Here is a 20,896-nt window from a genome sequence, read left to right as displayed (position 1 = left end):
CTCAACGTGCGTTTCGCGCGGGTCTGCCCCCCAAAGAGGGCTGTTGTTTCGGCGTCTGTGATGGGGCAGGCCGAGTTTTTTCATCCGAGATAAACGAATGCTCCCGCTTCGGCTTCGGTCAGCTTACGCCGCCCGGCGCAGGCGACGCGGCAGGGCGCGCAGCCGCGCCCACAGCTTCTTCTTTTCCGCTTCGGGATAGGGTTCCAGATTGCGGATAAACTCCTCCGCGCAGGCGCGCCACGAGAATTTCTCCGCATGGCGGCGCACGTGGGCGCGATCGAGCTTCAAGGCCTCGGTAATGGCGACACTGAGGTCGTCGTCGATGACGCCCGCCCCTGTGCCGGGGATCAGGTCAATGGGGCCGTGTGCCGGGAAGGCCGCCACCGGCGTCCCGCAGGCCATGGCCTCCAGAATGACGAGGCCGAAGGTATCGGTCAGGGACGGAAACACAAACACGTCGGAATCGGCGTAGGAGCGCGCCAGTTCCTCGCCAAAGCGCGCGCCGGTAAACACCGCGTCCGGATACTTTTCCTTGAGTTCCTCAAGCTGCGGCCCCTTGCCCACCACCACCTTGGTGCCGGGCAGGTCGAGCGACAGAAAGGCTTCGAGGTTTTTTTCGATGGCCACACGACCGATATAGGTCATGATGGGGCGCGGCAGATCGCCAAAGATCGGCTCAAGGTCCGGGCGGAACATCTCGGTATCGACGCCGCGCGTCCACGGTGAGATGTTCTTGAAGCCGCGCGCCTCAAGGTCTTTTTGCAGGGTGGGCGTCGCCACCATCACGCGGCCCGACGGCTTGTGGAACCAGCGCATATAGCCATAGCCCCAGCTCAGCGGAATGGGCAGGCGCGCCGACACATATTCGGGAAACTTGGTATGATAGGACGTGGTGAAGGGCATCTTCCATTCCATACACACGCGCCGCGCCGCAAGGCCCACAAAGGCTTCGGTGGCGATATGCACGGCATCCGGCTCATAGTCCTGGATGATTTCACGCACCTCTTCGTAGCAACCCAGCGCCAGCTTGACCTCAGGGTAATCGGGCCACGACACCGACTTGAACTGGGTATAGTCCACGATCTTGAATTCATGGCCGAGCTTTTCGCATTCGGCGATGACTCGTTTCATCGTCGTGACCACGCCATTGACCTGAGGGTCCCACGCATCGGTCGCCAGTAAGATACGCACAATCGTTTCCGTCTGTTGTCCTGACCCTCTTGTCTAAAGGGCATCGGGCGGTCTGTGAAGCATGATTTTATTTCACGCCTGCGACAGTGGCCACAGCGGTGGGGGAAATCCGGCGGCTTTTGCGCAGTTGCGAACGGCAAAGGGTGGATTTTTCAGGGCTTGCCGCCGCTTTTGTGGGGAGCGGGTTGTTGCGATGCACAAAAAGGCGCGTATAATCGCAACTATGGTACAAAGTCGCGTCAAACCCTCCAGCCCCTTGTCAACCGCGACGAATGACCGGAATGTGAGTAGCGTCCGCGCCCGTAAACAACACACCACGGGAGGCCAGCGCGCGGAGGCTGGAAGGCAGCTTATGAGCGATCGACCGAAAGACACGCCCAAGTCCCGCCGCACGCGGGTTCAGATTCTCGACACCGCCATGCGGCTGTTCGCCGAACTGGGCTATGACCGTGCGGGCAATGCCGCTATCGCCGAAGCCTGCGGCCTGACGCGCGGCGCCATGCTCTATCACTTCCCGACCCGCGAAGCGCTGGTCGAAGCCGCCGCCTGGCATATCCACGCCGCGCGCGAAGCCGCCTTTGAGGCCGAAGCGGGCAAGCTGAAACCCGGTCAGGATGCGCTGGACGGGGCCATTGATGCCTACTGGCGTCTGCTCAGTTCGGTGCCGTTTGCCGCCTTTCTGGCGCTGGAGCGTGCCGCGCGTCAGGACGAAGACGTAGCGAAGGCCATCCGCCCGGCGCAGGAAGCCTTTGACCGCGGGGCCATGGGGCGTGCCACGCCGGGCTTTATCACCGCGGGTGTCGATGCCCGTTTTCAGGCCAGTCGTGACCTCGCCCGCTTTGCGCTGGATGGTCTTCACCGGGCCGCCCTGACCTATGATCAGCCCGAACGCATCGAAAACCTGCTCAATGTCATCAAGCGCGCCGTGCATATGCTGAACCGCAAGGGTGATGTGACGGACCTCTGGGTCGATTGAGAGCGGTCTGAGAAAACGGCTGACTTTCGGGCGCGTAAAAGATATTAGCCACGAAAAACACGAAAAGACACGAACGCCATATTGTTCGTGTCTTTTCGTGTTTTTCGTGGCCCATCCTTTTCGAAAGCTCACCATGCGTCAGTTGCTGCGTTCCAAGATCCACAACGCCTACGTCACCGAGGCCAATCTGGCCTATATCGGGTCTATCACCATAGACGAGGACCTGATGGATGCCGTCGGCCTGTGGGAAGGTGAGCGCGTGCTGGTGGTATCGAACACGTCGGGCGCCCGGCTGGAAACCTATGTCATCACCGGTGAGCGCGGTTCAGGCAAGATCGCCATGAACGGTGCCGCCGCCCATCTGATCAACGAATCTGAACAGATCATTATCATGGGTTTTGAGCTGACCGACGCCCCGATTATCCCCAGAGTCGTGCTGGTCGATCGTCAGAATCGGGTTGACCGCTACCTCAGCGAAACCCCCTCGACGATTCTCTAACAGGACTCTTTTTTAGGGGTATTTTTGCCTTTCGCGCCCAAACCCTTGTGGCGCTTGGCATAATGTTTTTTTTAGGATTTTGTTAACGAAAAACTTCGCCTCTGCGGCGACTTGGCCGTTGACGATGCGATCCGATTATGGCCCCATATAGGGGCTGACGGCGGTCTTCGACACTATATCTAGTTGTCTTGGGTCTGACCTTCGGTGCTCCGGGGGCGGAGCGGTTTTCTCAGGCATACCAGGTGAGTGTGACGATGTCGGCAAATGATGCGGCGGCGAAGGTTCAGGGTGCGGCGTCTGTTAAGGGTACGCTCAAGGTGCGTCCCAAGGAGCGTCCGGAGTTCAAGCTGATCAAGACGGTCGTGACCGATCCGTCCAAGGACGACAAGCTCACCGACTTTGGCAAGAAGACGCTCGACGACCGTTATCTGCTGGCCGGTGAAACCTATCAGGACATGTTCGCCCGCGTCGCCACGGCCTATGCCGACGACGCCGAACACGCCCAGCGCATCTATAACTATATTTCGAACCTGTGGTTCATGCCGGCGACGCCGGTCCTGTCGAACGGCGGGGCCAAGCGCGGCCTGCCCATCTCCTGCTTCCTCAATTCCGTGCCCGATTCGCTCGAAGGTATCGTGAGCGTGTGGAACGAAAACGTGGCGCTGGCCTCCAATGGCGGTGGTATCGGCACCTATTGGGGCGGCGTGCGCTCCATCGGCGAAAAGGTCAAGGGCGCGGGCCAAACCTCAGGCATCATCCCCTTCATCCGCGTGATGGACTCCCTGACGCTGGCCATTTCGCAGGGCTCCCTGCGCCGGGGTTCGGCTGCTGTCTATATCGACATCTTCCATCCGGAAATCGAAGAATTCCTCGAAATCCGCAAGCCGTCGGGCGACTTCAACCGCAAGGCGCTCAACCTGCACCACGGTATCTCGATCACCGATGAGTTCATGGAAGCCGTCCGCGACAGCGCGCAGTTCGGCCTGCGCTCACCCAAGAATAACGAGATCATCCGCTATGTGGACGCGCGCGCCCTGTGGCAGAAGATCCTCGAAATCCGCATGCAGACGGGTGAGCCCTATCTGATCTTCGCCGACACCGTGAACCGCTCTATGGCCCCGCACCAGCGCGAACTGGGCCTGAAGGTCAAGCAATCGAACCTGTGCGCCGAAATCATGCTGCACACGGGTAAGGACCATCTGGGCCATGAGCGCACCGCCGTGTGCTGCCTGTCCTCGGTCAATGCCGAAACCTTCCTCGAATGGCGCGACGAACCGCGCTTCATCGAAGACATCATGCGTTTCCTCGACAACGTGCTGGAAGACTTCATCCAGTCGGCCCCGGACGCCATGTCGGCCGCCGTCTATTCGGCACAGCGCGAACGCTCGGTCGGCCTCGGCCTGATGGGCTTCCACTCCTTCCTGCAATCGCAGGGCGTGGCCTTCGAATCGGCCATGGCCAAGTCGTGGAATATGCGCCTGTTCAAGCACCTGCGCCGCGAAGCCGACAAGGCCTCGGTCAAGCTGGCTCAGGAGCGCGGCCCCTGCCTCGACGCCGAAGAACGCGGCGTGATGGAACGCTTCTCGCACAAGCTGGCTATTGCCCCCACCGCTTCGATCTCGATCATCTGCGGCGGCACCTCGGCGGGCATCGAGCCGATCCCGGCCAATATCTATACCCACAAGACCCTGTCGGGCTCGTTTGCGGTGAAAAACCCCTTCCTGCAAAACCTGCTGGCTGAAAAGGGTCTCGATACGCCGGAAACCTGGGACTCCATCGTCGAGCACGAAGGCTCGGTGCAGCACATCGACGCCCTCAGCGAAGACGAAAAGGCCATCTTCAAGACCGCCTTCGAAATCGACCAGCGCTGGGTGGTGGAACTGGCCGCCGACCGTGCACCGGAAATCTGCCAGTCGCAATCGCTCAACATCTTCCTGCCGGGCGATGTAGATAAGTGGGACCTGCACATGCTGCACTGGACGGCGTGGGAACAGGGCGTCAAGTCGCTCTACTATCTGCGCTCCAAGTCGGTGCAGCGCGCCGCGTTTGCTGGCTCCGAAGGCAAGGCCGCCGCGGTGTCGATGGCCGCTGCGGGCAAAACGGACTACGAGGAATGTTTGGCTTGTCAGTAAGCAGGGCCTCAGGCCCTGCACCCGAAACCGAGAGCCAGTTTCAAAGGCCGGAGCCCCCGCTTCGGCCTTTTGCTATAGAAACGAAATGACCAATATTATTCGCGCCGATTACCGCAACCCGGCCCATGCCGAGGCCATTGTCGCTCTCATGCAGACCTATGCGCAGGACACTATGGGCGGCGGTGAGGCTCTGGCCGAGGGCGTGACATCGGTACTGATCGAGCGCCTCTCTGCCGTGCCGGGGGCGGTGTCGCTTCTGGCCTTTGCCGATGCACAACCGGCAGGTCTGCTCAATGCCTTTGCCGGGTTTTCAACCTTCGCTGCGCGGCCCCTGCTTAACATCCATGACCTGATCGTCGCCCCGGCGTTTCGCGGGCAGGGCGTGGCTCGTGCGCTGATGGCTGAGGCCGAAGCGATTGCCCGAGAACGCGGCTGCGCCAAGCTCACCCTTGAGGTGCTGGAAGGCAATGCAACAGCGCAACGGCTCTACCAGTCTCTGGGCTATGGCGATTACGTGCTGGACCCGGCCATGGGCCGAGCTCTGTTCTGGCAGAAGAGGCTCTAACGGCCTTTGTGTACGTCGCGGAACAGCAGCATATCCTTGATCTGCGCGGCGCGTTTGTCGTCGAACCCGCAGCGTTCCGGTCCGGCCTGCGGATTGGCAAAGGTGCCGAACAGCATGTCCCACAGCGGCAGGCCGTAATTCTGTTTGTGATGACCGTACTGGTGATGCACGCGGTGCATTTCCGGGCGTTGGGTGATGTAGCCGAGCCAGTGCGGGGTGCGCTGATCGGCGTGGGCGACCAGATCAAACACGCTGACCAGTATCAGCGAAAAGGCCAGCGACAGACCGCTGACGCCCAGGACCCCATAGGCCACCACGGCGTTGAGCAGGGCCGCCATAAACGCATCGACCGGGTGAAGATAGAAGGCCGTCAGCGCTTCGATACGGCGCGGGGCGTGGTGTAGCTGATGCACAAAGCGCCACAGCGTATCCGAGATATGCGTGGCGCGATGCCACCAGTAGGCCAGGAAGCTGGAGACCAGAAAGGCGATAAACCCGCCGCTCAGCGGATCTACCTGCGCTTTCAGATCAAACAGCGACCATTGCGAAATCAGCCGATCAAAGACAACACCGACCGCTACGACCGCCAGAAGACTGGCCGCGTTGAGGCTGCCGGCCAGGATGCGCCAGCGCCGGTCACAGCGGGCTCCGGAGGCCGGGGCAATGACTTCGCGCGTAAATATCAGAACAAACAACAGCCCTGTGATGGCTATGACGCCCAGCAACAGCATCCCTGTCTCCCCCGTTTTGGATTTGATAGCACAGATCATCCAAAGGTCCACCTGCGCCGTTGACTCGCTTTGCGGCGCGAAGCTACTAAGGGCGCACCCAAAATCCATTATAAAAAGCGATTTCTAATGCCAGTGACATTGACCGCCTTCCTCGAAGGCCAGAGCGACCTGCCGCAAAGCCTCAAAACCCTGATCACCGCCATGGCCGAGACCTGCGCCGTGATCGGCCGCACGGTGAACCTCAGCGCCGTCAACGATCTTCAGGGCGCGCTGGAACAGGAGAACGTGCAGGGCGAGGTGCAGAAGCAGCTCGATGTCATTGCCAATGACATCATGCTCGAAGAAGCGCGCTGGAAGGGCGTGGTGCGCGGTCTGGCCTCCGAAGAGATGGACGACTATGTGGCCTTCGATAAGGGCGACTACCTGCTGTTTTTCGATCCTATCGACGGGTCGAGCAATGTCGATGTCAACGGCGTGGTCGGTACCATCTTCTCCGTCCTGCCCGCGCCGCAGGGTGATCTGAGCTTAAGCGACTTCCTGCGTCCGGGCCGCGATCAGGTGGCGGCGGGCTACGCAGCCTATGGCCCGCAGACCATTCTCGTCCTCACTGTGGGCAAGGGCGTCGTAGCCTTTACGCCGGATGCCGACGGCGTGTGGATACAGACCAAGACTGCCATGACGGTTCCGGCTTCGGCGCGCGAATTTGCCATCAACATGTCCAATCACCGCCATTGGTTCCCCGGCATTCAGCGCTATATCGACGAATGCGTGGCCGGTAAGGACGGCCCGCGCGGCGCCGATTTCAACATGCGCTGGCTGGCGTCTATGGTCGGCGACGTGCACCGCATTCTCACGCGCGGGGGTATTTTCATGTATCCGGGCGATACCAAGCGCGCCGAGGGCAAGCTGCGCCTGATGTACGAAGCCAACCCTATCGGCTTCCTGATCGAGCAGGCGGGCGGCAAGGCCACCAACGGCACCACGCGCATCCTCGACCTTCAGCCGACCGGCCTGCATCAGCGCACGGGCGTGGTGCTGGGCTCGGCCGAAGAGGTTGAGCGTGTGGCGGAATATCTTAACGGTTAATACCAAGAGTCATTGAAAATGACTCTTGGTATTTCATTCGAGACTGTCTCATGTCGCTAATACATATGAGACAGTCTCGTCTCTTCAACGGCCGGATGCGGTCAGCATCTTCGGCCGTTGGTAAAATCAAGCCGTAAAAATCGTCTGAAAGCCGCCATAAATCAGGCGCTTGCCATCAAACGGCATGTCCATCTCGGCCATGCGCGGATCGGCCTGCGCCTTTTCCCAGGCGATATTGCGGACCTCTTTTGACGGCCAGACGACCCACGAAAAGACCACGACCTCGCCCGCTTCGAGCTTTACGGCCATGGGCAGCGAGGTCAGCTTGCCGTCCGGCACGTCATCGCCCCAGTTTTCGACCACGGCCAGCGCGCCCAGTTCCTTGAACAGGGTGGCGGTGACCTGCGCGGATTTCAGATAGGCGTCGCGGTTTCCGACTTTGATCGGACAGACAAAGCCATCGACATAGGTGGTGGGGGTCTCAGACATGGGGGGCGTCTCCTCTGTTGGGAGGCACCAGCCTAAGGCTCTGTGGATAAAATGCCAATGGGTCTGGATCATTATGATTTCTGGTAGAAACATAATGATCCAGATTCTATTTCGCCCCTCGCCGGGCGGTGGCTTTGCCACCTTGGCCGCCGCCTCAATGGCGGCTTGAGCGGAAGGATTACTAAGAAATCATTCCGCTCTATTTTCGACCAGCACCTGAAACCCGCCATAGACCAGCTTGGCCCCGTCAAAGGGCATGTCTTCGCTGGGCTGCATCCGCGGGTCGTCCATGATCTTTTCATTGGCTTCGTCGCGCGCCTCTTTGGAGGGCCACATCACCCACGAAAAGACCACGCTGTCCGACAGCTTGCCGCGCGCCGCATTGCGGAAGGAGACGCCTTCGTCGCCTTCGGGCAGGTCGTCGCCCCAGCATTCCACCACCTGAAGCGCGCCATATTCCTTGAACACTTCGGCGGCGGTTTCGGCCATCTTCTTATAGGCGGCGCGGTTTTCCTTCGGAACCGGGATCAGGAATCCATCGACATAGGACATGCTCAGGCCTTTCCCAGCAGGGTTTTCAGTTCGGCAATAACGCTGCGGTAGGAGTCGCGTTTGAAATGCACCACGCGCTCGATCACCTGATCGAGGTCACACCATTCCCAGCGGTCAAATTCCTGCTCGCCGTGCGCCTGCAGGTTCACTTCGCTGTCGGGGCCATTAAAGCGCACAAAGTACCAGATTTGCTTCTGGCCCTTGAAATTGCGACCGATCTTCTTCTGCGCCAGCACTTCGGGCGGGAAGTCATAGACGATCCAGTCTGAGGTACAGCCCAGAATGTCGATGGTGCTCAGGCCGGTTTCCTCATAAAGCTCACGCCGGGCGGCGGCTTCAAGGTCTTCGCCGGCATCGACGCCGCCTTGCGGAAACTGCCAGGCGTAGTCGCCGCTCATACCGAAACGGTGGCCGATCCACACCTTGTCCTGCGCATTGAGGACGACGATGCCCACATTGGGGCGGTACTCAGATAAATCCTTGCTCATCGCCTCATAATAGCGGAAGCGGGGGCCAGTTGAAGCCCTTTTTGTTCAAGGCTCTGCGTCCATTTGATCGCCACGGCCAGCGTCACCGGATAGGCAAAGCCCGACCCCAGCGCACGGCCGCGCGCCTTGGCCTGCGCTTCGATGGCCGCCAGTTGCGCATTGATGCTCTGCGAATTGATCTGGGCGTCGATCACCCGATCGGCCGAAGCGCGCGTCCAGCCGCCGCCGACATCGCGCGCCTGACCGTCGTCAATAAAGGCCACGCCGCGCGCCTTCATCACATTGAGAAAGGCCGTCATCGAGCCTTTGTCGCGTAAGTAAGCGCTGCCCTGATAGTTCATCACGCCGAAATAACCGGTGGCGCGCCCCATCAGCCAGTTGAGGCTGGCGTTCATATCGTCAGGACGCTGCCCGACCAGCAACGTGCGCGGGCCGGGATCGGTGTCGGGATAGTTGGTCGGCTCCATCGGAATTTCGATCAGCACCTCATGGCCCTGCGCGCGGGCGGCGTCGATCCAGCCTTGCAGCCCTTCGGCGTGCGGCACGAAGGACAGGGTGACTTCGGCGGGCAGTTGCTCGATGGCGGCCTTGGTGGTGGTCGGGTTGAGCCCCAGCCCGCCGACGATCAGCGACACCATCGGCTTGCCATTCGACTTGAACGGGCGCGCATAGGCCGAAGCCGGAACGCGACCGTCCGAGGCAATGGCGGGCAATGGACCGTTGGGGCCATTTTGCGACAGACCGGCAATCGGGGCGGGGGCGAGCGGCGAAGCGGGCAGCTTATTGGCGCTGCCGACCGTTACCGGCGCGCCGTCATTGGGCAGGGTGATGACCGCTGTGCCGTCGGCGGGCCCGGCCTCGCCATTGGCGTTGAACTGATCGGCGGAGGCGTCCTTGAACAGGCCCAGCGAATCGAGCGTGAAGGCCTGAAGCCCGGAGGCCGCGTCATCAGCGGTGGCCGCAGCGGGCGCATGGGCGTCGGCCTTAGGGGCTGCGGTGGTCGCCGCCGCGATCTGAATGGTCGGGTTGCCGGCTTCCGGATCGGACAGGCTCAAAAACAGCGCGCCGCCGCCGATAAACAGCCCCAGCGCCATCAGCGGCGCGGTATAGGGCTTTTTCAGTACGTCGAGCGCGGCGGGACCTAAGCCCTTGACGCGGCTCATCAGCCCGCCGTCCTTGCGGAACAGCGGCGAATTGGACAGGGACGGGAGCTTTGGTTTGGCGAACATGGAGCGTGTGTGACCCAAATTTTTTGTCGCGCTTCTTGGGTCCGAAAACCGGTGTCCACTTTTCGGGAAGCACGAAAAACCCTGCCCGCACCCACGGCGGACAGGGTTAATATGCGCTAACGGCGGTTAACAAAGCCTAACGAGGGGTGAACTTTGTGCGTTTAACTAGGAAATCGAAATTGTGGACGACTAGCTTGAATGGCAGGTTATTTGTTTCCACCGATACCTCGCCCGAATATGAAACCTAGAGCGGCGGTGGCCAATGTAAGGCATTTATCGATCATTTGCTTCCAAAGCTCGACGTTATCGCCACCTTTAGATGCTAAATATGCGCACACGCCTGCGAAGACCAACGCTAGAAATAGAGCGCTCATTGCTGCAAATGTTGAAGCTAATCCATCATTTCCAAAAAATTGACCTAGCCAACCTTTAGAAATTTTTAGCATTTCACGCTGGTGAGAGTTGTTCTCACGGGCTAAATCTAGCTGAAATTGATGAGCTTGCCCCATAGTGTCAGCAAGCTCATCGTCACTTTCAACTTTAGCAACGATCCCAGATTTTGCTCTAGTCCGTTCAGACACCATATTCTTTTGATAGCCTGACGTTGATAGCAGGTACGGACATTGCAAAGAGCTTGGAGAGTTGCGTTACCGATAGCTCTTTCCAATACTTGTCCAGCATAAATCTGGGAGCAAGCAAATTGCCAGCGAACTCATTCGCCTCAATTTCGTATGGATCGCGAGACGACATTTCATCGCGCATCAAAACTTTATAGTCGTTCGACTTGGCCCATTCCCGATGTAAAATGTAATGGCCAAGTTCATGTGCTACTGTAAACGTCTGTCGCAGAGGGAATTCCTCTTCATTGACGTAAATGGCGTTATCGTCACAATCATAAAAACCAGAGATGCGAGAATTAGCGGCGTCAAAACGTGCAAAATAAACCCGTAACCCCAGTTGACGGGCTATTTCAACAGGGTCAACAGGGGGCTCTTTTATGTCAAAGCGCTCAATGATCTCTTTGGCGGAGTTCTTTGCTCGCCGAATGTCAAATTCATAAGCCATTGAAACCTCCTTTCATGAGTCGTGACTGCGAGGGTGAATCTTTTGGTGTCAACCTTAAAATTCACTTGACGTTACCTATATGTTCGCATTTGGGGCAACCCGCAACACTTAAGTGTTGTGGGAATGTGAAGTTTGGATCAATTTTTGTGAACAAATAACGAACATTTGAGGTATGTGCAAATTTCTACCTCGACTCAAGCGAATTGTACCTTCTTCCCCGAATGCGGGGATAACTCACCTGAACGGCGGCTCATCAAACGCGCGGAGCTTGCGCGAGTGCAGCTTTGAGCCGGCCTGACGCAGCAGGTTGATCGTCTCAAAACCGATGTCGATATGCTCGGCAATGGCGCGTTCATAGAAGTGATTGGCCTGACCCGGCAGTTTCAGTTCGCCGTGCAGCGGCTTATCCGATACGCAGAGCAGCGTCCCGTAGGGCACGCGGAAGCGATAGCCCTGAGCGGCCAGTGTCGCCGATTCCATGTCGATGGCCACGGCGCGGCTTTGTGAGAACAAAAGCGCTGAAGACGAATAGCGAAGCTCCCAGTTGCGGTCGTCGGTGGTGACCACCGTGCCGGTGCGCAGGCGCTTTTTGAGGGCGTCGCCGTCCTGACCGGTGATGTTGACCGCTGCCTGTTGCAGGGCGACCTGCACTTCGGCGATGGGTGGGATGGGGATTTCGCGCGGCAGCACGTTATCCATCACGTGATCGTCGCGAAGGTAAGCGTGAGCCAGCACGTAGTCGCCGATACTTTGCGACGGACGCAGGCCGCCGCAGTGACCGATCATCAGCCACACATGCGGGCGCATGACGGCGAGGTGGTCGGTGATGTTCTTGGCATTGGCCGGGCCGACGCCGATATTGACCAGACTGATGCCCTGACGGTCGGGCGACAGCAGGTGATAGGACGGCATCTGGAATTTCCGCCAGGGCGAATTGGCGATCAGCTCCAGCGGGTTCGGCGTGTCCTTGGTGATGACGATGCCGCCGCAGCAGGACAGGGCCGTATAGGGGCTGTCCGGGCGCTTGAGCTGCTCCAGCGCGTAGGCGACGAACACATCGACATAGCGATGATAGTTGGTCATCAGGATGTAGGACTGGATATGCTCGGCCGGGGTGCCCGTATAGTGTTTCAGGCGGGCCAGCGAAAAATCGGTGCGCAGGCCATCGAATAGGGCGAGAGGACGATGCCCTTCGGCATCCAGAAGCTCCATGCCGTCGGCGACTTCGTTGCCGATCAGGGCCAGTTCGGTGGTCGGGAAGTGCCGCGCCAGATCGAAGGCCGAGACGCTGTTGAGGTCAAGGCCCGCGCCATCCAGCACGTAAGGGTAAGGGATTTCCTGATCCGAGACGCCGACGCTGATTTCGGCATTGTAGTCGGTCTGCAGCAGCTCAAGCTGCGTTCGGATCTCTTCGCCGAACAGGTCCGGGCGGGTGATCGAGGAGGAATAGGTGCCGGGCCGCGAGAAGCGGGCAAAGGCGCGGTTGACGACCGGGTGGCGCAGGTGCAGCGGCGCGTCGTCGTCTTCTTCATCGACGCCCTTCCACACAACGATCAGGCGCGGGTAACAGTATCGGCCCTGTTCACGGGCGGCTTTCGACGGTTTGCTGCGGTCAGTGAGATAGGCCTGAAGATCGGTTTGCAGCGCCTTGACGGCGGCGACGTAGATTTCTCTCAGGCGGGCGACGGCCTCGGCGGCGGTCAGATTTTCGAAACGGTGGCTTTCGGCGCCACGAGCCGCTTTTCTTTGCTTTTCCATATTCCATTGTGCCACGCCTTTTTCCCTGTGAAAAGACCATGGCCCACACATTTTGTAATCCGGTTACAGGCGGCGTGAGGAAGATATGGGTCGTTCTTTTTTATACCTCCCCAACTTGTTGGGGAGGTACAAGGCGTTACAGATTCGCTTTCAGAAAGGTGTCGCAATCGGCGCGCAGCGGGCCCTTGCCGCGAAACGGAATAGAATAGGCCGCGGCGCAATCCGAATGGCTCAATCCCTCATAGACGATCAGTTGCGACGACGTACCGACCTTTGTCAGCGCCGCGTCGAGATTGACCGAATTGCTCAGGCGGCACACCGTATCGGCGCGGCTGTGCTGAAGCAGGAAGCGGGTCGTGCTTTTGGTGGCGTGCTGGATCGGCTGCGTTTCCAGCGGGCGCGGAAAAGTGCCGAAGCTGTTGCGGGTGGCATCCACATCGAAGGGATAAAAGTCATAGGGCCCAGATACGCCGATGGCCACCCGGATGGGATTGGAGGCCAGCGGATCGAACCGCAGGAACTGCTCATCCAGCGCCAGCATGATGGCAATATAGGCCCCGGCGGAATGGCCCATGACGCCCAGACGCGCTGCATCGCCGCCCCAGGTAACGGCCTGCTTTTGCACATGGCGCACAGCGGCTGCGGCGTCCTGCATGAAGTCCGGGAAGACGACTTCCGGATAGAGGCGATAATCGGCGACGACCACCAGATAGCCCAGCGAGGCCAGCGAGCGGCCCATCCACGCATAATCGGTCTTGCTGCCCGAATCCCAGTTGCCGCCGTAGAAGAAGACCAGAACGGGCCAGCCCTTCGGCGGCTTCGTTCCGGAAGTCGGGGCATAGACGTCGTAGCGCTGGCGCACCTTATCGCCATAGGCGACATCCTGCGCCACCCGGCGGGAGCCGCCATCCTTGGGCGTCAGGGTGTTGAAGGCCGACAGGGTGGAACAGCCCGACAACAGCAGGCCCAGACCGCTACCGATGACAAGGCCGCCCAGCAGCCGACGTTTGTTGAGGATCATGCGGAACCTTTGCGACGGATTTTGCGCACAGTTGCGTGAAGATGCCAAATTGTGACATTGAGTGTGACCAACACTATCCTAGTATGGCCCTAAATAGACCATACGGATTTCAGGGAGCTTTGGACGTGCATAAGCGAGACTTTCTTCTGGGCGCCGCGGCAGCGGCCTTTGCGGCCCCTGCGCTGGCGCAAACCCCTGCGGCGAAAGCCGACATCCCGCGGGAATGGATAGACGCCGACACGGGCCACCGCCTTGTGCGCCTGTCGGACGAGGACAATTCCAAATCCCTGTACTTCCATGACAACGCCTTTACGGCGGATGGCAAGTGGATGATTTTCGACAGCCCGTCCGGCATCCAGATGGTCGAACTGGCGACGCGCAAACTGCGCCAACTGACGCCGAAAGGCTATGGCAGCCTGATGGTGTCGCGCACGAAGAACATCTGCTACGCGCGCAAATTCCCCGGCGGCGAAAAGAAGAGCGCCGACGACAAGGGCCGTGCCGGTATCGAGATCGTCGCCATCGACATGGATACGGGTAAGATCCGCACCATCGCCAAGGACATCAAGGGCTATGTGACGACGGTCAATGCCGACGATACCTTGCTGGCGGGCACCTGGGCCGAGCGCGAATATCAGCTTCAACCGGGGCCGAAGGTCGCCAATACGGATGGCGGCTATAACGCCATTGGCCCTGACGGTAAGCCGCTGAGCTTTCAGGCGGCCAAGGAGGTGCGCATGGCCGAGCGGCTGGCGCAGAACATCCCGATGGAGATTTTCACGCTGGATATCCAGACCGGCGAACGCAAGGTGGTCACCGCCTCGACCGACTGGCTCAACCATGTGCAGTTTTCGCCGACCGATCCGCACCGCCTTATGTATTGCCACGAAGGGCCGTGGCACAGCGTCGATCGCATCTGGACGATCAGGACCGACGGCACGGGCAAGGAAAACGTCCATAAGCGCATGATGAATATGGAGATCGCCGGGCACGAATTCTTCGCGTTTGACGGCGAACGCATCCTGTATGATCTGCAAACGCCGCGCGGTGAGGACTTCTGGCTGGCCAGCTATGATCTCAAAACGCACAAGCGCATCTGGTATCATATGGAGCGCAACGAATGGTCGGTGCACTTCCAGATCAGCCGTGACGGTAAGCGGTTCGCCGGTGACGGGGGTGATGCGGATATGGTCGCGCGTGCGCCGGATGGCAAATGGCTCTATCTGTTCCAGCCGGAGATTATCGACGACCTCGGCGTCTCAGCCCCCAATGCGGCGGAACTGGTGCGGCCGGGCGTGCTGCGCGCCACCAAGCTGGTGAACCTCAAGACGCATAATTATAGCACCGAGCCGAACCTGCAATTCACACCGGACGGCAAATGGATCGTCTTCCGCTCCAATATGCACGGTCCCATCCACGTCTATGCGGTGCAGGTGGCGAAGGGGTGATCTACCCCCGGACCAGCGTGCACCCGGCGGAATAGACCAGCAGCAGAGACGGCGCCGGGGGTGTCGAGGGCAGGGGCGTGCCGTTTTCGCGATAGGCAAAGCCGCCGATGCGATAGATGCCGGCCTGGGTCTCATCGCGCTGCGCCGTCTGCGGGCGTACCTGCCCGACGATTTCGACCAGCGCGCGGTCATAGAGCTTAAGGCCGGAAAACTTCGATTTACGCATGGACGCACTCCCTGCACAAACCGTGAACGATCAGGGTTAATGCCGGGTTAACCGACGCGCAAAGGCAGGGCTTTCGGCCCACGCAGCGACAGGCTGGGCTTGAACTGTGGCTCGGCGGTCAGTTCGAGTTTTTTGAAGCGCGACAGAAGCGTCGCAAAGGTCGCCTCCATATTCATGCGCGACAGGTGGTTACCCAGGCAGAAGTGCGGCCCGGCGGCAAAGGCCAGATGGCGGTTGGGTGTGCGCGCGATGTCGAAGCGGTCGGCGTCGGCGAAGGCCTCCGGGTCGCGGTTGGCTGAGGCGTAGAGCAGACCGATCTTCGTGCCCTTGGGTATCTCCCAGCCGTTGATTTCCATGTCCTCTGCCGCAAGGCGATGGAAGAAGGGCAGCGGCGCGTCGTAACGAAACATCTCCTGAATGGCCGTTGGCATCAGGCCGGGATCGGCGCGCAGGCGCTGAAGCTGATCCGGGTGGGTCAAGAGCGCCGTCAGGCCGTTACCCATGGCGTCGATGGTCGAGCCGTGCCCGGCCATCAGGATCAGCATACAGGTCGAGATATATTCATCCTCGCTCAGTTCGCCCGCGTCCCAGCGTCTCAGCAGCCGCGAAATCAGGTCGTCCTGCGGGCGTTTACGTCGCTCATCAGACAGGTCGATCAGGTAGTCATAAAAGGTCTTCGTGGTGCGTTCGGCCAGCGCCTTGCGCTTATCGGTGCGGTCGATATCAAAATACTGCACGATGTCCTCAGACCACTCGCGCAACTGCGCGCAGTCTGCGTCCGGCACGCCCAGAAAGCGCCCGATGACGCGCCCCGGCACATGCACGGCCAGATCGTTGATAAAGTCGAACTCTGAGCCCACCGCGTCGAACAGTTCCGATACATAGGCCTCGACCCCGGCTTTCAGGCGCTCGACCTGAGACGGGGTGAATTCACCGAACACCAGCCGTCGCAGGCGCTGATGCACGTCACCATCGGAATTGAGCAGGGAAAACTGCACAAAGCGCGCGTGGTAAGGCATGTCGTGCCAGTTCTGGGCGCGGCGATCGGCGGCGATCTCTTCGGCGCTCAGACGATGGTCGAGCGATCGAAGTGACAGGGGATTGAGGGCGGCGGCCTGTACGTCGGCAAAGCGCGAGAACAGCCAGATATCAAACGGCGCAAAGTAATAGGGCGCGCTCAAAGCCCGCAGACGCGCATAGGCCGGATAGGGGGTGCGGGTGAATTCGGGCCCCAAGGGATCGAAGAGGGCGGGATCGGCAGCAGACGGATCGGGCAAACGCATCGGACGAACCTGTGCGGGCGGTTAAGCCGTGTCAAGCTTTCGCGGGGTGTCAAATGAAATGGATTTGCTAAACCGTCGGAATAACAGCATATTGCGAAGCCTGAACATACCCTCAGGGCCCCGCCGGATGATACCGCCTGAGCTGCACATCCTGATTGTCGATGACAATCGCGGCGACGCGGTGCTGCTTACCCGTGCTTTGAAGTCGGTGTTGCGCGAGGCGGTCATTGAGACGGCCCCATCGGGCGAGCAAGCCTTGCAGCGTCTGCGGGGTGAAGGGGAATATAGCGGAAAACCTGTACCTGTTCTGGTTCTGCTCGATTGCCATCTGCCGCGCCTCAGCGGGTTTCAGGTGCTGGAAAAGGTCCGCACCGATCCGGCTTTGACACAGGTGCGTATTTTGCTGATGTCCGGTCTGGTCACGCCGGAGCATGTGGCCGAAGGCGAGCGCTGCGGTTCGGACGGCCATATCGAAAAGCCCGACACCCCGCACGCCTTCGACGATCTGGCTCAGGCTTTACGCGGATTAACGATGGACGCCTCCGGTCGCGGCGCGCCTTTTCGCTTCCCGGACGGCCTGCCGAACAGTCTCTAAAGCGATGTGCGGAAAAGTGTGAGCGGTTTTCCGCAAAAACATCGCGACAAAACAAAAATTTAGAGCGAAATGGCGTTTCTACCTAAAGTCATTTCGCTCTAAAACTCAGGCCTTGGGCAGGCTGAACGAGATGGCCGTGCCGTCATCCGATGAGCCGATACCGATCTGGCCACCGTGCATCAGGACGATCTTGCGGGCCAGGGTCAGGCCCATGCCGGCGCCGTCATAGACATCGTCATTGTGCAGTTTGCGCAAGGGCCGGAATACGTCGTCATGGAACATTGGGTCGATACCGATGCCGTTGTCGGTGATCGAAATCCAGTAGGCCTGCTCGGTCTCTTCGCAAGCGATGTCGATGATCAGCGGCTGATTGCGACGGCGGAATTTGATGGCATTGTCGATCAGCATGTAGAACAACTGATACAGGCGATTGGGGTCGCCCGTGACCTCCGGCAGATTGCCCGCGTTCAGCGTACCGCGAATCATGTCGAGATCGGTCTGACGGTTCATATGCACGCGCGCGACGATCTCTTCCACATCGACCTTCTGATCCAGACGCGGCACGGTGTTGAGGCGTGAGAACTGAAGCAGGCCGTGCAGGATTTCCTGTAGTTTCTCACCACTTTCCAGAACCATGGACAGGTTGGTGCGCGCGTCGTCCGTTTCGGGCACCGGGGCCTGTTCGACCAGCAGCCGCGAAAACTCGACCAGGGACCGCACAGGTCCGGCCAGATCGTGCGACACGATGTAGGCGAAGTCCTTGAATTCCTCCGCCGGGTCCATCTCGGTCATGCTCCTTATCTGATATTTTTGCATGTCGGGTTCCGTGCCTGTGTGGAAAATTATACCGCTTACGCTTCGCTACCTGTTGTGGCCCTTCAATACGCCTGAACTAGAGCATTCGTCGGCTAAGTTGAGCCGCCGAATGGCTCTAAGTTTTTATTTGGTCGCGCAATTTTTCCGAAAAGTGGTGTCCACTTTATCGGGTTGCGCTTTAGGCTCATGGGGGGCTTTTGCAATCCCATGAACCGGTTACATATACGCTCTCACAACCTTACAGAGATTTAAACGCAAACTGAAAGCACATAAATTTGATTGTTTTTGTTATGGTTATTGCTTTTCATTCGCGTTTGTGAGGCAAAAAAAAGCCCCGCCTGTGACGACGGGGCTCATAGCTTGCACCAGAGTGAAATAGAAATTCTATTGGGCCTTTGCCATGCTGACCTGCGGCTTCGGCGGCGCCTTCATGCCTTCGCCGATAAAGAAGGACGGCCAGGGCGGTTGATTATAGGCGGTGTTCTGCCAGGCGATAGCGGCGCGGTATTGCGGGTCCTGCATCAGGGTGGTGAATTTGTAGGTCGTCGGAATATTGGTCGAATAGATGCGCAGGGACGTGTTGTCCTCGCTACGCAGCATCACCTCTTCGCGCCAGTCGCCGAACAGGTCCGCCGACAGGGCCGGTGTCGCTTTGGTGCCGTTGTTCGAGGTGGCACCCTGCGCGTCGAGGATCACCTTCGACTCAGATGTGTTCCAGTCCCACTTAGAGACCTTGTTGCCGTCCAGCAGCTCGCGCAGCAGATCACCGTCCCACCACACCATGAAGTTCATCTGACGGGGGCGCTTTTCAGATATAACATTGCCCTTGACGTCGTACAGATTACCGCTGTTCGAGGCCCAGAATTCGACCCCCGGATGGCGCGGGTCGATATCGCCGGCGGCACCCCGGCCAGTGTCTTTTTCCGCAGGCACCTTGAAGATCGCTTCGCCGGTCCGGGCATCGAGCAGCGCCGCACCGGTATTGCCGGACATCTTCATATTCTCATGCACGCCCCACTTTTCGAGCCCCGGTCGGCTGGGGTCAAGGTCAGACACGTGCATGGCGTCGCCGTGGCCCATGCCGGTGGTCCACAGCGGCTTGCCCGTGTCATCGAGTGCCATGGCGCCATAGAGGATTTCCTGCTTACCGTCGCCATCGACATCGGCGACGCTGAACTGGTGATTGCCCTGCCCGGAATAGCCGGACGGCACGCCAGCGGCTTCGGAGTCGAAGTACCAGCGATTGGTCAGCTTTCCGTTTTTGTAATCAACAGCGGCAATGGTGGTGCGGGCATAGTAGCCGCGCGCGAAGATGGCGCTGGGGTGTTGCCCGTCCAGCCACGCCGTCCCGGCCAGAAAGCGGTCGCTGCGGTTGCCATAGGCATCCCCCCAGCGCGCCGTCGCTTCGGCATCGGTCGGATTGTCGCCGTTTGGGCCCCGCGGTGACGGATAGGGGATGGTATCGACCACCTTGCCCGTCGCGCCTTCGAAGACGCTCAGATATTCCGGCCCCTTGAGCACGCGCCCGGTCAGGCGCGCCATCAGCTTGCCGTCTTCGGTCTGACGCGAGCCGGTGCGGTCCTTGTTCTCGATCTCACCCGAAGGCGTGACCCAGTCCACAGTGGCGTCGCCGATCACCTTGCCCTGCGCGTCGGTGGTACCGTCCGCCGTCTTGACGATCAGCTCAGCCTTGCCGTCACCGTCATAGTCGGCCACCTGAAACTGCGTGTAGTGCGCCCCGGCGCGGATATTGCGCCCCAGATTGATGCGCCACAGTTGCTTGCCGTCCAGCCTATAGGCATCGAGCAGCACCGGCCCCGTGTGGCCGCCCTGACTGTTGTCCTTGGCGTTGGTCGGGTCCCATTTCAGGATGATCTCATAGCGCCCATCGCCATCGAGATCACCGACCGAGGCGTCATTGGCGGTGTAGCTATAGGCCTGTCCGTCCGGCGTCGTGCCGTCGGCGGGTTTATTCAGCGGAATGGACAGATAACCGTCGATCCGCAGGGCTTTGGAGGCGGGTCCCTCCTTACCGGCCAAGACCTCGCGCACCTCATAGGTCGCCAATTTTGAACCCGACTCGTCCTTGAAGCTGGTCGTTGTGGTGATGGGCTTGGTGTTTAGCTTGCGACCGTCGCGATAAACATTGAAACCCAGTCTGGCGTCATCCGTCACCAGCGCCCGCCAACTGATCAGTACGCCCTTTTCCGCCGTCACCGCGACCGCGCCACGATCCAGATATTCGACCCTGGCTTTCGGTGCGTCGGTCGCCATCGCGTGCGCTGCGCCCAGCATCAGGGCGACGCCAGCCAGAAGAGAGACTTTGAGTGTCGGGATTGTCATATATTCCTCCGATGCGTGGCCTTGTTCAAGCGTGCCGCCGCTTTCCGGGACGTTTTACGCGCCAGTCAGGCTGATCTGTCGCCAGCGATAGCACAAATTTGTGCCCTTCCAATCGAAATTGATCGAATTTGATTTTTTGAGTGGCTTAAGGGGCCCTTCAAAAGCGGAGCGCTCAGCCCGGCGGGCCGGAATGCGGCCATTGCCTTATTGCCTATGCAGCGCATTGAAACAAAACAACTAAATATGAAAAAGCTAACCAGCTAAACGCCGCTTGCTCCCCTTGTGTGAGGTGCTTAAATAATTGTAATATTTGAAAAATTTGTCCAAATGGCCGCAATTGTGTGACATTTGTGTTACTTATTCGCTGCAATGTGTCGCAATTGTCCGACCTAAGGCCAATTAT

Annotated in this window: 21 protein-coding genes; 7 read left to right on the top strand and 14 right to left on the bottom strand. The window is 59.4% G+C overall.

Annotated elements, in window-relative coordinates:
* Positions 1 to 123: 123 nt before the first annotated feature.
* Positions 124 to 1,191 (bottom strand): glycosyltransferase family 4 protein, encoded by a 1,068-nt coding sequence (locus tag EM6_RS08320; protein WP_126421838.1) that lies wholly within the window; start codon positions 1,189 to 1,191, stop codon positions 124 to 126.
* Positions 1,192 to 1,543: 352 nt separating this feature from the next.
* On the opposite strand from EM6_RS08320, the gene EM6_RS08315 reads away from it, so the two are divergent.
* The 4 genes from EM6_RS08315 to EM6_RS08300 all read left to right on the top strand — a co-directional run bounded on the left by EM6_RS08315 (position 1,544) and on the right by EM6_RS08300 (position 5,363).
* Positions 1,544 to 2,167, top strand: a complete 624-nt coding sequence (locus tag EM6_RS08315; RefSeq protein WP_126421836.1) for a TetR/AcrR family transcriptional regulator — start codon at positions 1,544 to 1,546, stop codon at positions 2,165 to 2,167.
* Between the two features lie 133 nt (positions 2,168 to 2,300).
* Positions 2,301 to 2,666 (top strand): aspartate 1-decarboxylase, encoded by a 366-nt coding sequence (panD, locus tag EM6_RS08310; protein WP_126421834.1) that lies wholly within the window; start codon positions 2,301 to 2,303, stop codon positions 2,664 to 2,666.
* A gap of 254 nt (positions 2,667 to 2,920) precedes the next feature.
* A complete protein-coding gene (locus EM6_RS08305) occupies positions 2,921 to 4,798 on the top strand; it encodes a ribonucleoside-diphosphate reductase subunit alpha (RefSeq protein WP_126421832.1) in 1,878 nt (625 codons plus the stop codon).
* Positions 4,799 to 4,883: 85 nt separating this feature from the next.
* Positions 4,884 to 5,363 carry a GNAT family N-acetyltransferase gene (locus EM6_RS08300; protein WP_126421830.1) on the top strand — a complete coding sequence of 160 codons (480 nt, stop codon included), beginning with the start codon at positions 4,884 to 4,886 and terminating at the stop codon, positions 5,361 to 5,363.
* Here EM6_RS08300 and EM6_RS08295 read toward each other — a convergent pair.
* Entirely contained in the window at positions 5,360 to 6,094 is a 735-nt protein-coding gene (locus tag EM6_RS08295) for a sterol desaturase family protein (RefSeq protein WP_126421828.1), read from the bottom strand. The two genes, EM6_RS08300 and EM6_RS08295, sit on opposite strands and share 4 nt — an antisense overlap.
* A 126-nt stretch (positions 6,095 to 6,220) precedes the next feature.
* Between EM6_RS08295 and EM6_RS08290 the strand changes: the two genes are divergently transcribed.
* Positions 6,221 to 7,180 carry a class 1 fructose-bisphosphatase gene (locus EM6_RS08290; RefSeq protein WP_126421826.1) on the top strand — a complete coding sequence of 320 codons (960 nt, stop codon included), beginning with the start codon at positions 6,221 to 6,223 and terminating at the stop codon, positions 7,178 to 7,180.
* A gap of 126 nt (positions 7,181 to 7,306) precedes the next feature.
* Here the strand turns inward: EM6_RS08290 and EM6_RS08285 are convergent, their stop codons facing one another.
* From EM6_RS08285 to EM6_RS08250, 8 genes are all read right to left on the bottom strand, one after another.
* On the bottom strand, positions 7,307 to 7,669 hold the full coding sequence (locus tag EM6_RS08285; RefSeq protein WP_126421824.1) for a DUF1428 domain-containing protein: 363 nt from the start codon (positions 7,667 to 7,669) through the stop codon (positions 7,307 to 7,309).
* A 189-nt stretch (positions 7,670 to 7,858) separates the two neighbouring features.
* A complete protein-coding gene (locus EM6_RS08280; RefSeq protein WP_126421822.1) occupies positions 7,859 to 8,221 on the bottom strand; it encodes a DUF1428 domain-containing protein in 363 nt (120 codons plus the stop codon).
* 2 nt (positions 8,222 to 8,223) lie between these two features.
* Entirely contained in the window at positions 8,224 to 8,709 is a 486-nt protein-coding gene (locus EM6_RS08275; RefSeq protein WP_126421820.1) for an RNA pyrophosphohydrolase, read from the bottom strand.
* Positions 8,706 to 9,938 carry a divergent polysaccharide deacetylase family protein gene (locus EM6_RS08270; protein WP_126421818.1) on the bottom strand — a complete coding sequence of 411 codons (1,233 nt, stop codon included), beginning with the start codon at positions 9,936 to 9,938 and terminating at the stop codon, positions 8,706 to 8,708. Before EM6_RS08270 ends, EM6_RS08275 begins: the two co-directional genes overlap by 4 nt.
* Before the next feature lie 206 nt (positions 9,939 to 10,144).
* The gene (locus EM6_RS08265; RefSeq protein WP_126421816.1) at positions 10,145 to 10,522 is read right to left on the bottom strand and encodes a hypothetical protein; all 378 of its coding nucleotides are present in this window, start codon (positions 10,520 to 10,522) and stop codon (positions 10,145 to 10,147) included.
* Positions 10,512 to 11,003, bottom strand: coding sequence for an ImmA/IrrE family metallo-endopeptidase (locus tag EM6_RS08260; RefSeq protein WP_126421814.1), 492 nt, complete (start codon positions 11,001 to 11,003; stop codon positions 10,512 to 10,514). Before EM6_RS08260 ends, EM6_RS08265 begins: the two co-directional genes overlap by 11 nt.
* Positions 11,004 to 11,237: 234 nt before the next feature.
* Entirely contained in the window at positions 11,238 to 12,761 is a 1,524-nt protein-coding gene (locus EM6_RS08255; protein ID WP_197723623.1) for an AMP nucleosidase, read from the bottom strand.
* A gap of 136 nt (positions 12,762 to 12,897) precedes the next feature.
* Positions 12,898 to 13,782 (bottom strand): alpha/beta hydrolase, encoded by an 885-nt coding sequence (locus EM6_RS08250; protein WP_126421812.1) that lies wholly within the window; start codon positions 13,780 to 13,782, stop codon positions 12,898 to 12,900.
* Positions 13,783 to 13,907: 125 nt separating this feature from the next.
* Between EM6_RS08250 and EM6_RS08245 the strand changes: the two genes are divergently transcribed.
* Positions 13,908 to 15,230: an oligogalacturonate lyase family protein gene (locus EM6_RS08245; protein ID WP_172961166.1), complete on the top strand. Its 1,323-nt coding sequence runs from the start codon at positions 13,908 to 13,910 to the stop codon at positions 15,228 to 15,230.
* Position 15,231: 1 nt separating this feature from the next.
* Here EM6_RS08245 and EM6_RS08240 read toward each other — a convergent pair whose 3' ends face one another.
* Both EM6_RS08240 and EM6_RS08235 read right to left on the bottom strand, forming a co-directional pair.
* Positions 15,232 to 15,456: a hypothetical protein gene (locus tag EM6_RS08240; RefSeq protein WP_126421808.1), complete on the bottom strand. Its 225-nt coding sequence runs from the start codon at positions 15,454 to 15,456 to the stop codon at positions 15,232 to 15,234.
* Between the two features lie 47 nt (positions 15,457 to 15,503).
* Positions 15,504 to 16,739 carry a cytochrome P450 gene (locus EM6_RS08235; RefSeq protein ID WP_126421807.1) on the bottom strand — a complete coding sequence of 412 codons (1,236 nt, stop codon included), beginning with the start codon at positions 16,737 to 16,739 and terminating at the stop codon, positions 15,504 to 15,506.
* A 127-nt stretch (positions 16,740 to 16,866) separates the two neighbouring features.
* On the opposite strand from EM6_RS08235, the gene EM6_RS08230 reads away from it, so the two are divergent.
* Entirely contained in the window at positions 16,867 to 17,334 is a 468-nt protein-coding gene (locus EM6_RS08230) for a response regulator (RefSeq protein ID WP_172961165.1), read from the top strand.
* Between the two features lie 105 nt (positions 17,335 to 17,439).
* Here EM6_RS08230 and EM6_RS08225 read toward each other — a convergent pair whose 3' ends face one another.
* Positions 17,440 to 18,126 (bottom strand): sensor histidine kinase, encoded by a 687-nt coding sequence (locus tag EM6_RS08225; protein ID WP_232037029.1) that lies wholly within the window; start codon positions 18,124 to 18,126, stop codon positions 17,440 to 17,442.
* Positions 18,127 to 18,534: 408 nt separating this feature from the next.
* Positions 18,535 to 20,493 carry a rhamnogalacturonan lyase gene (locus EM6_RS08220; protein ID WP_126421803.1) on the bottom strand — a complete coding sequence of 653 codons (1,959 nt, stop codon included), beginning with the start codon at positions 20,491 to 20,493 and terminating at the stop codon, positions 18,535 to 18,537.
* Between the last annotated feature and the right edge of the window lie 403 nt (positions 20,494 to 20,896).

The sequence above is a fragment of the Asticcacaulis excentricus genome (assembly GCF_003966695.1).
GTDB lineage: Bacteria > Pseudomonadota > Alphaproteobacteria > Caulobacterales > Caulobacteraceae > Asticcacaulis > Asticcacaulis excentricus_A.
Note: the sequence above shows the minus strand (reverse complement) of the source record. Positions and strands in the feature narration are given on the sequence as shown.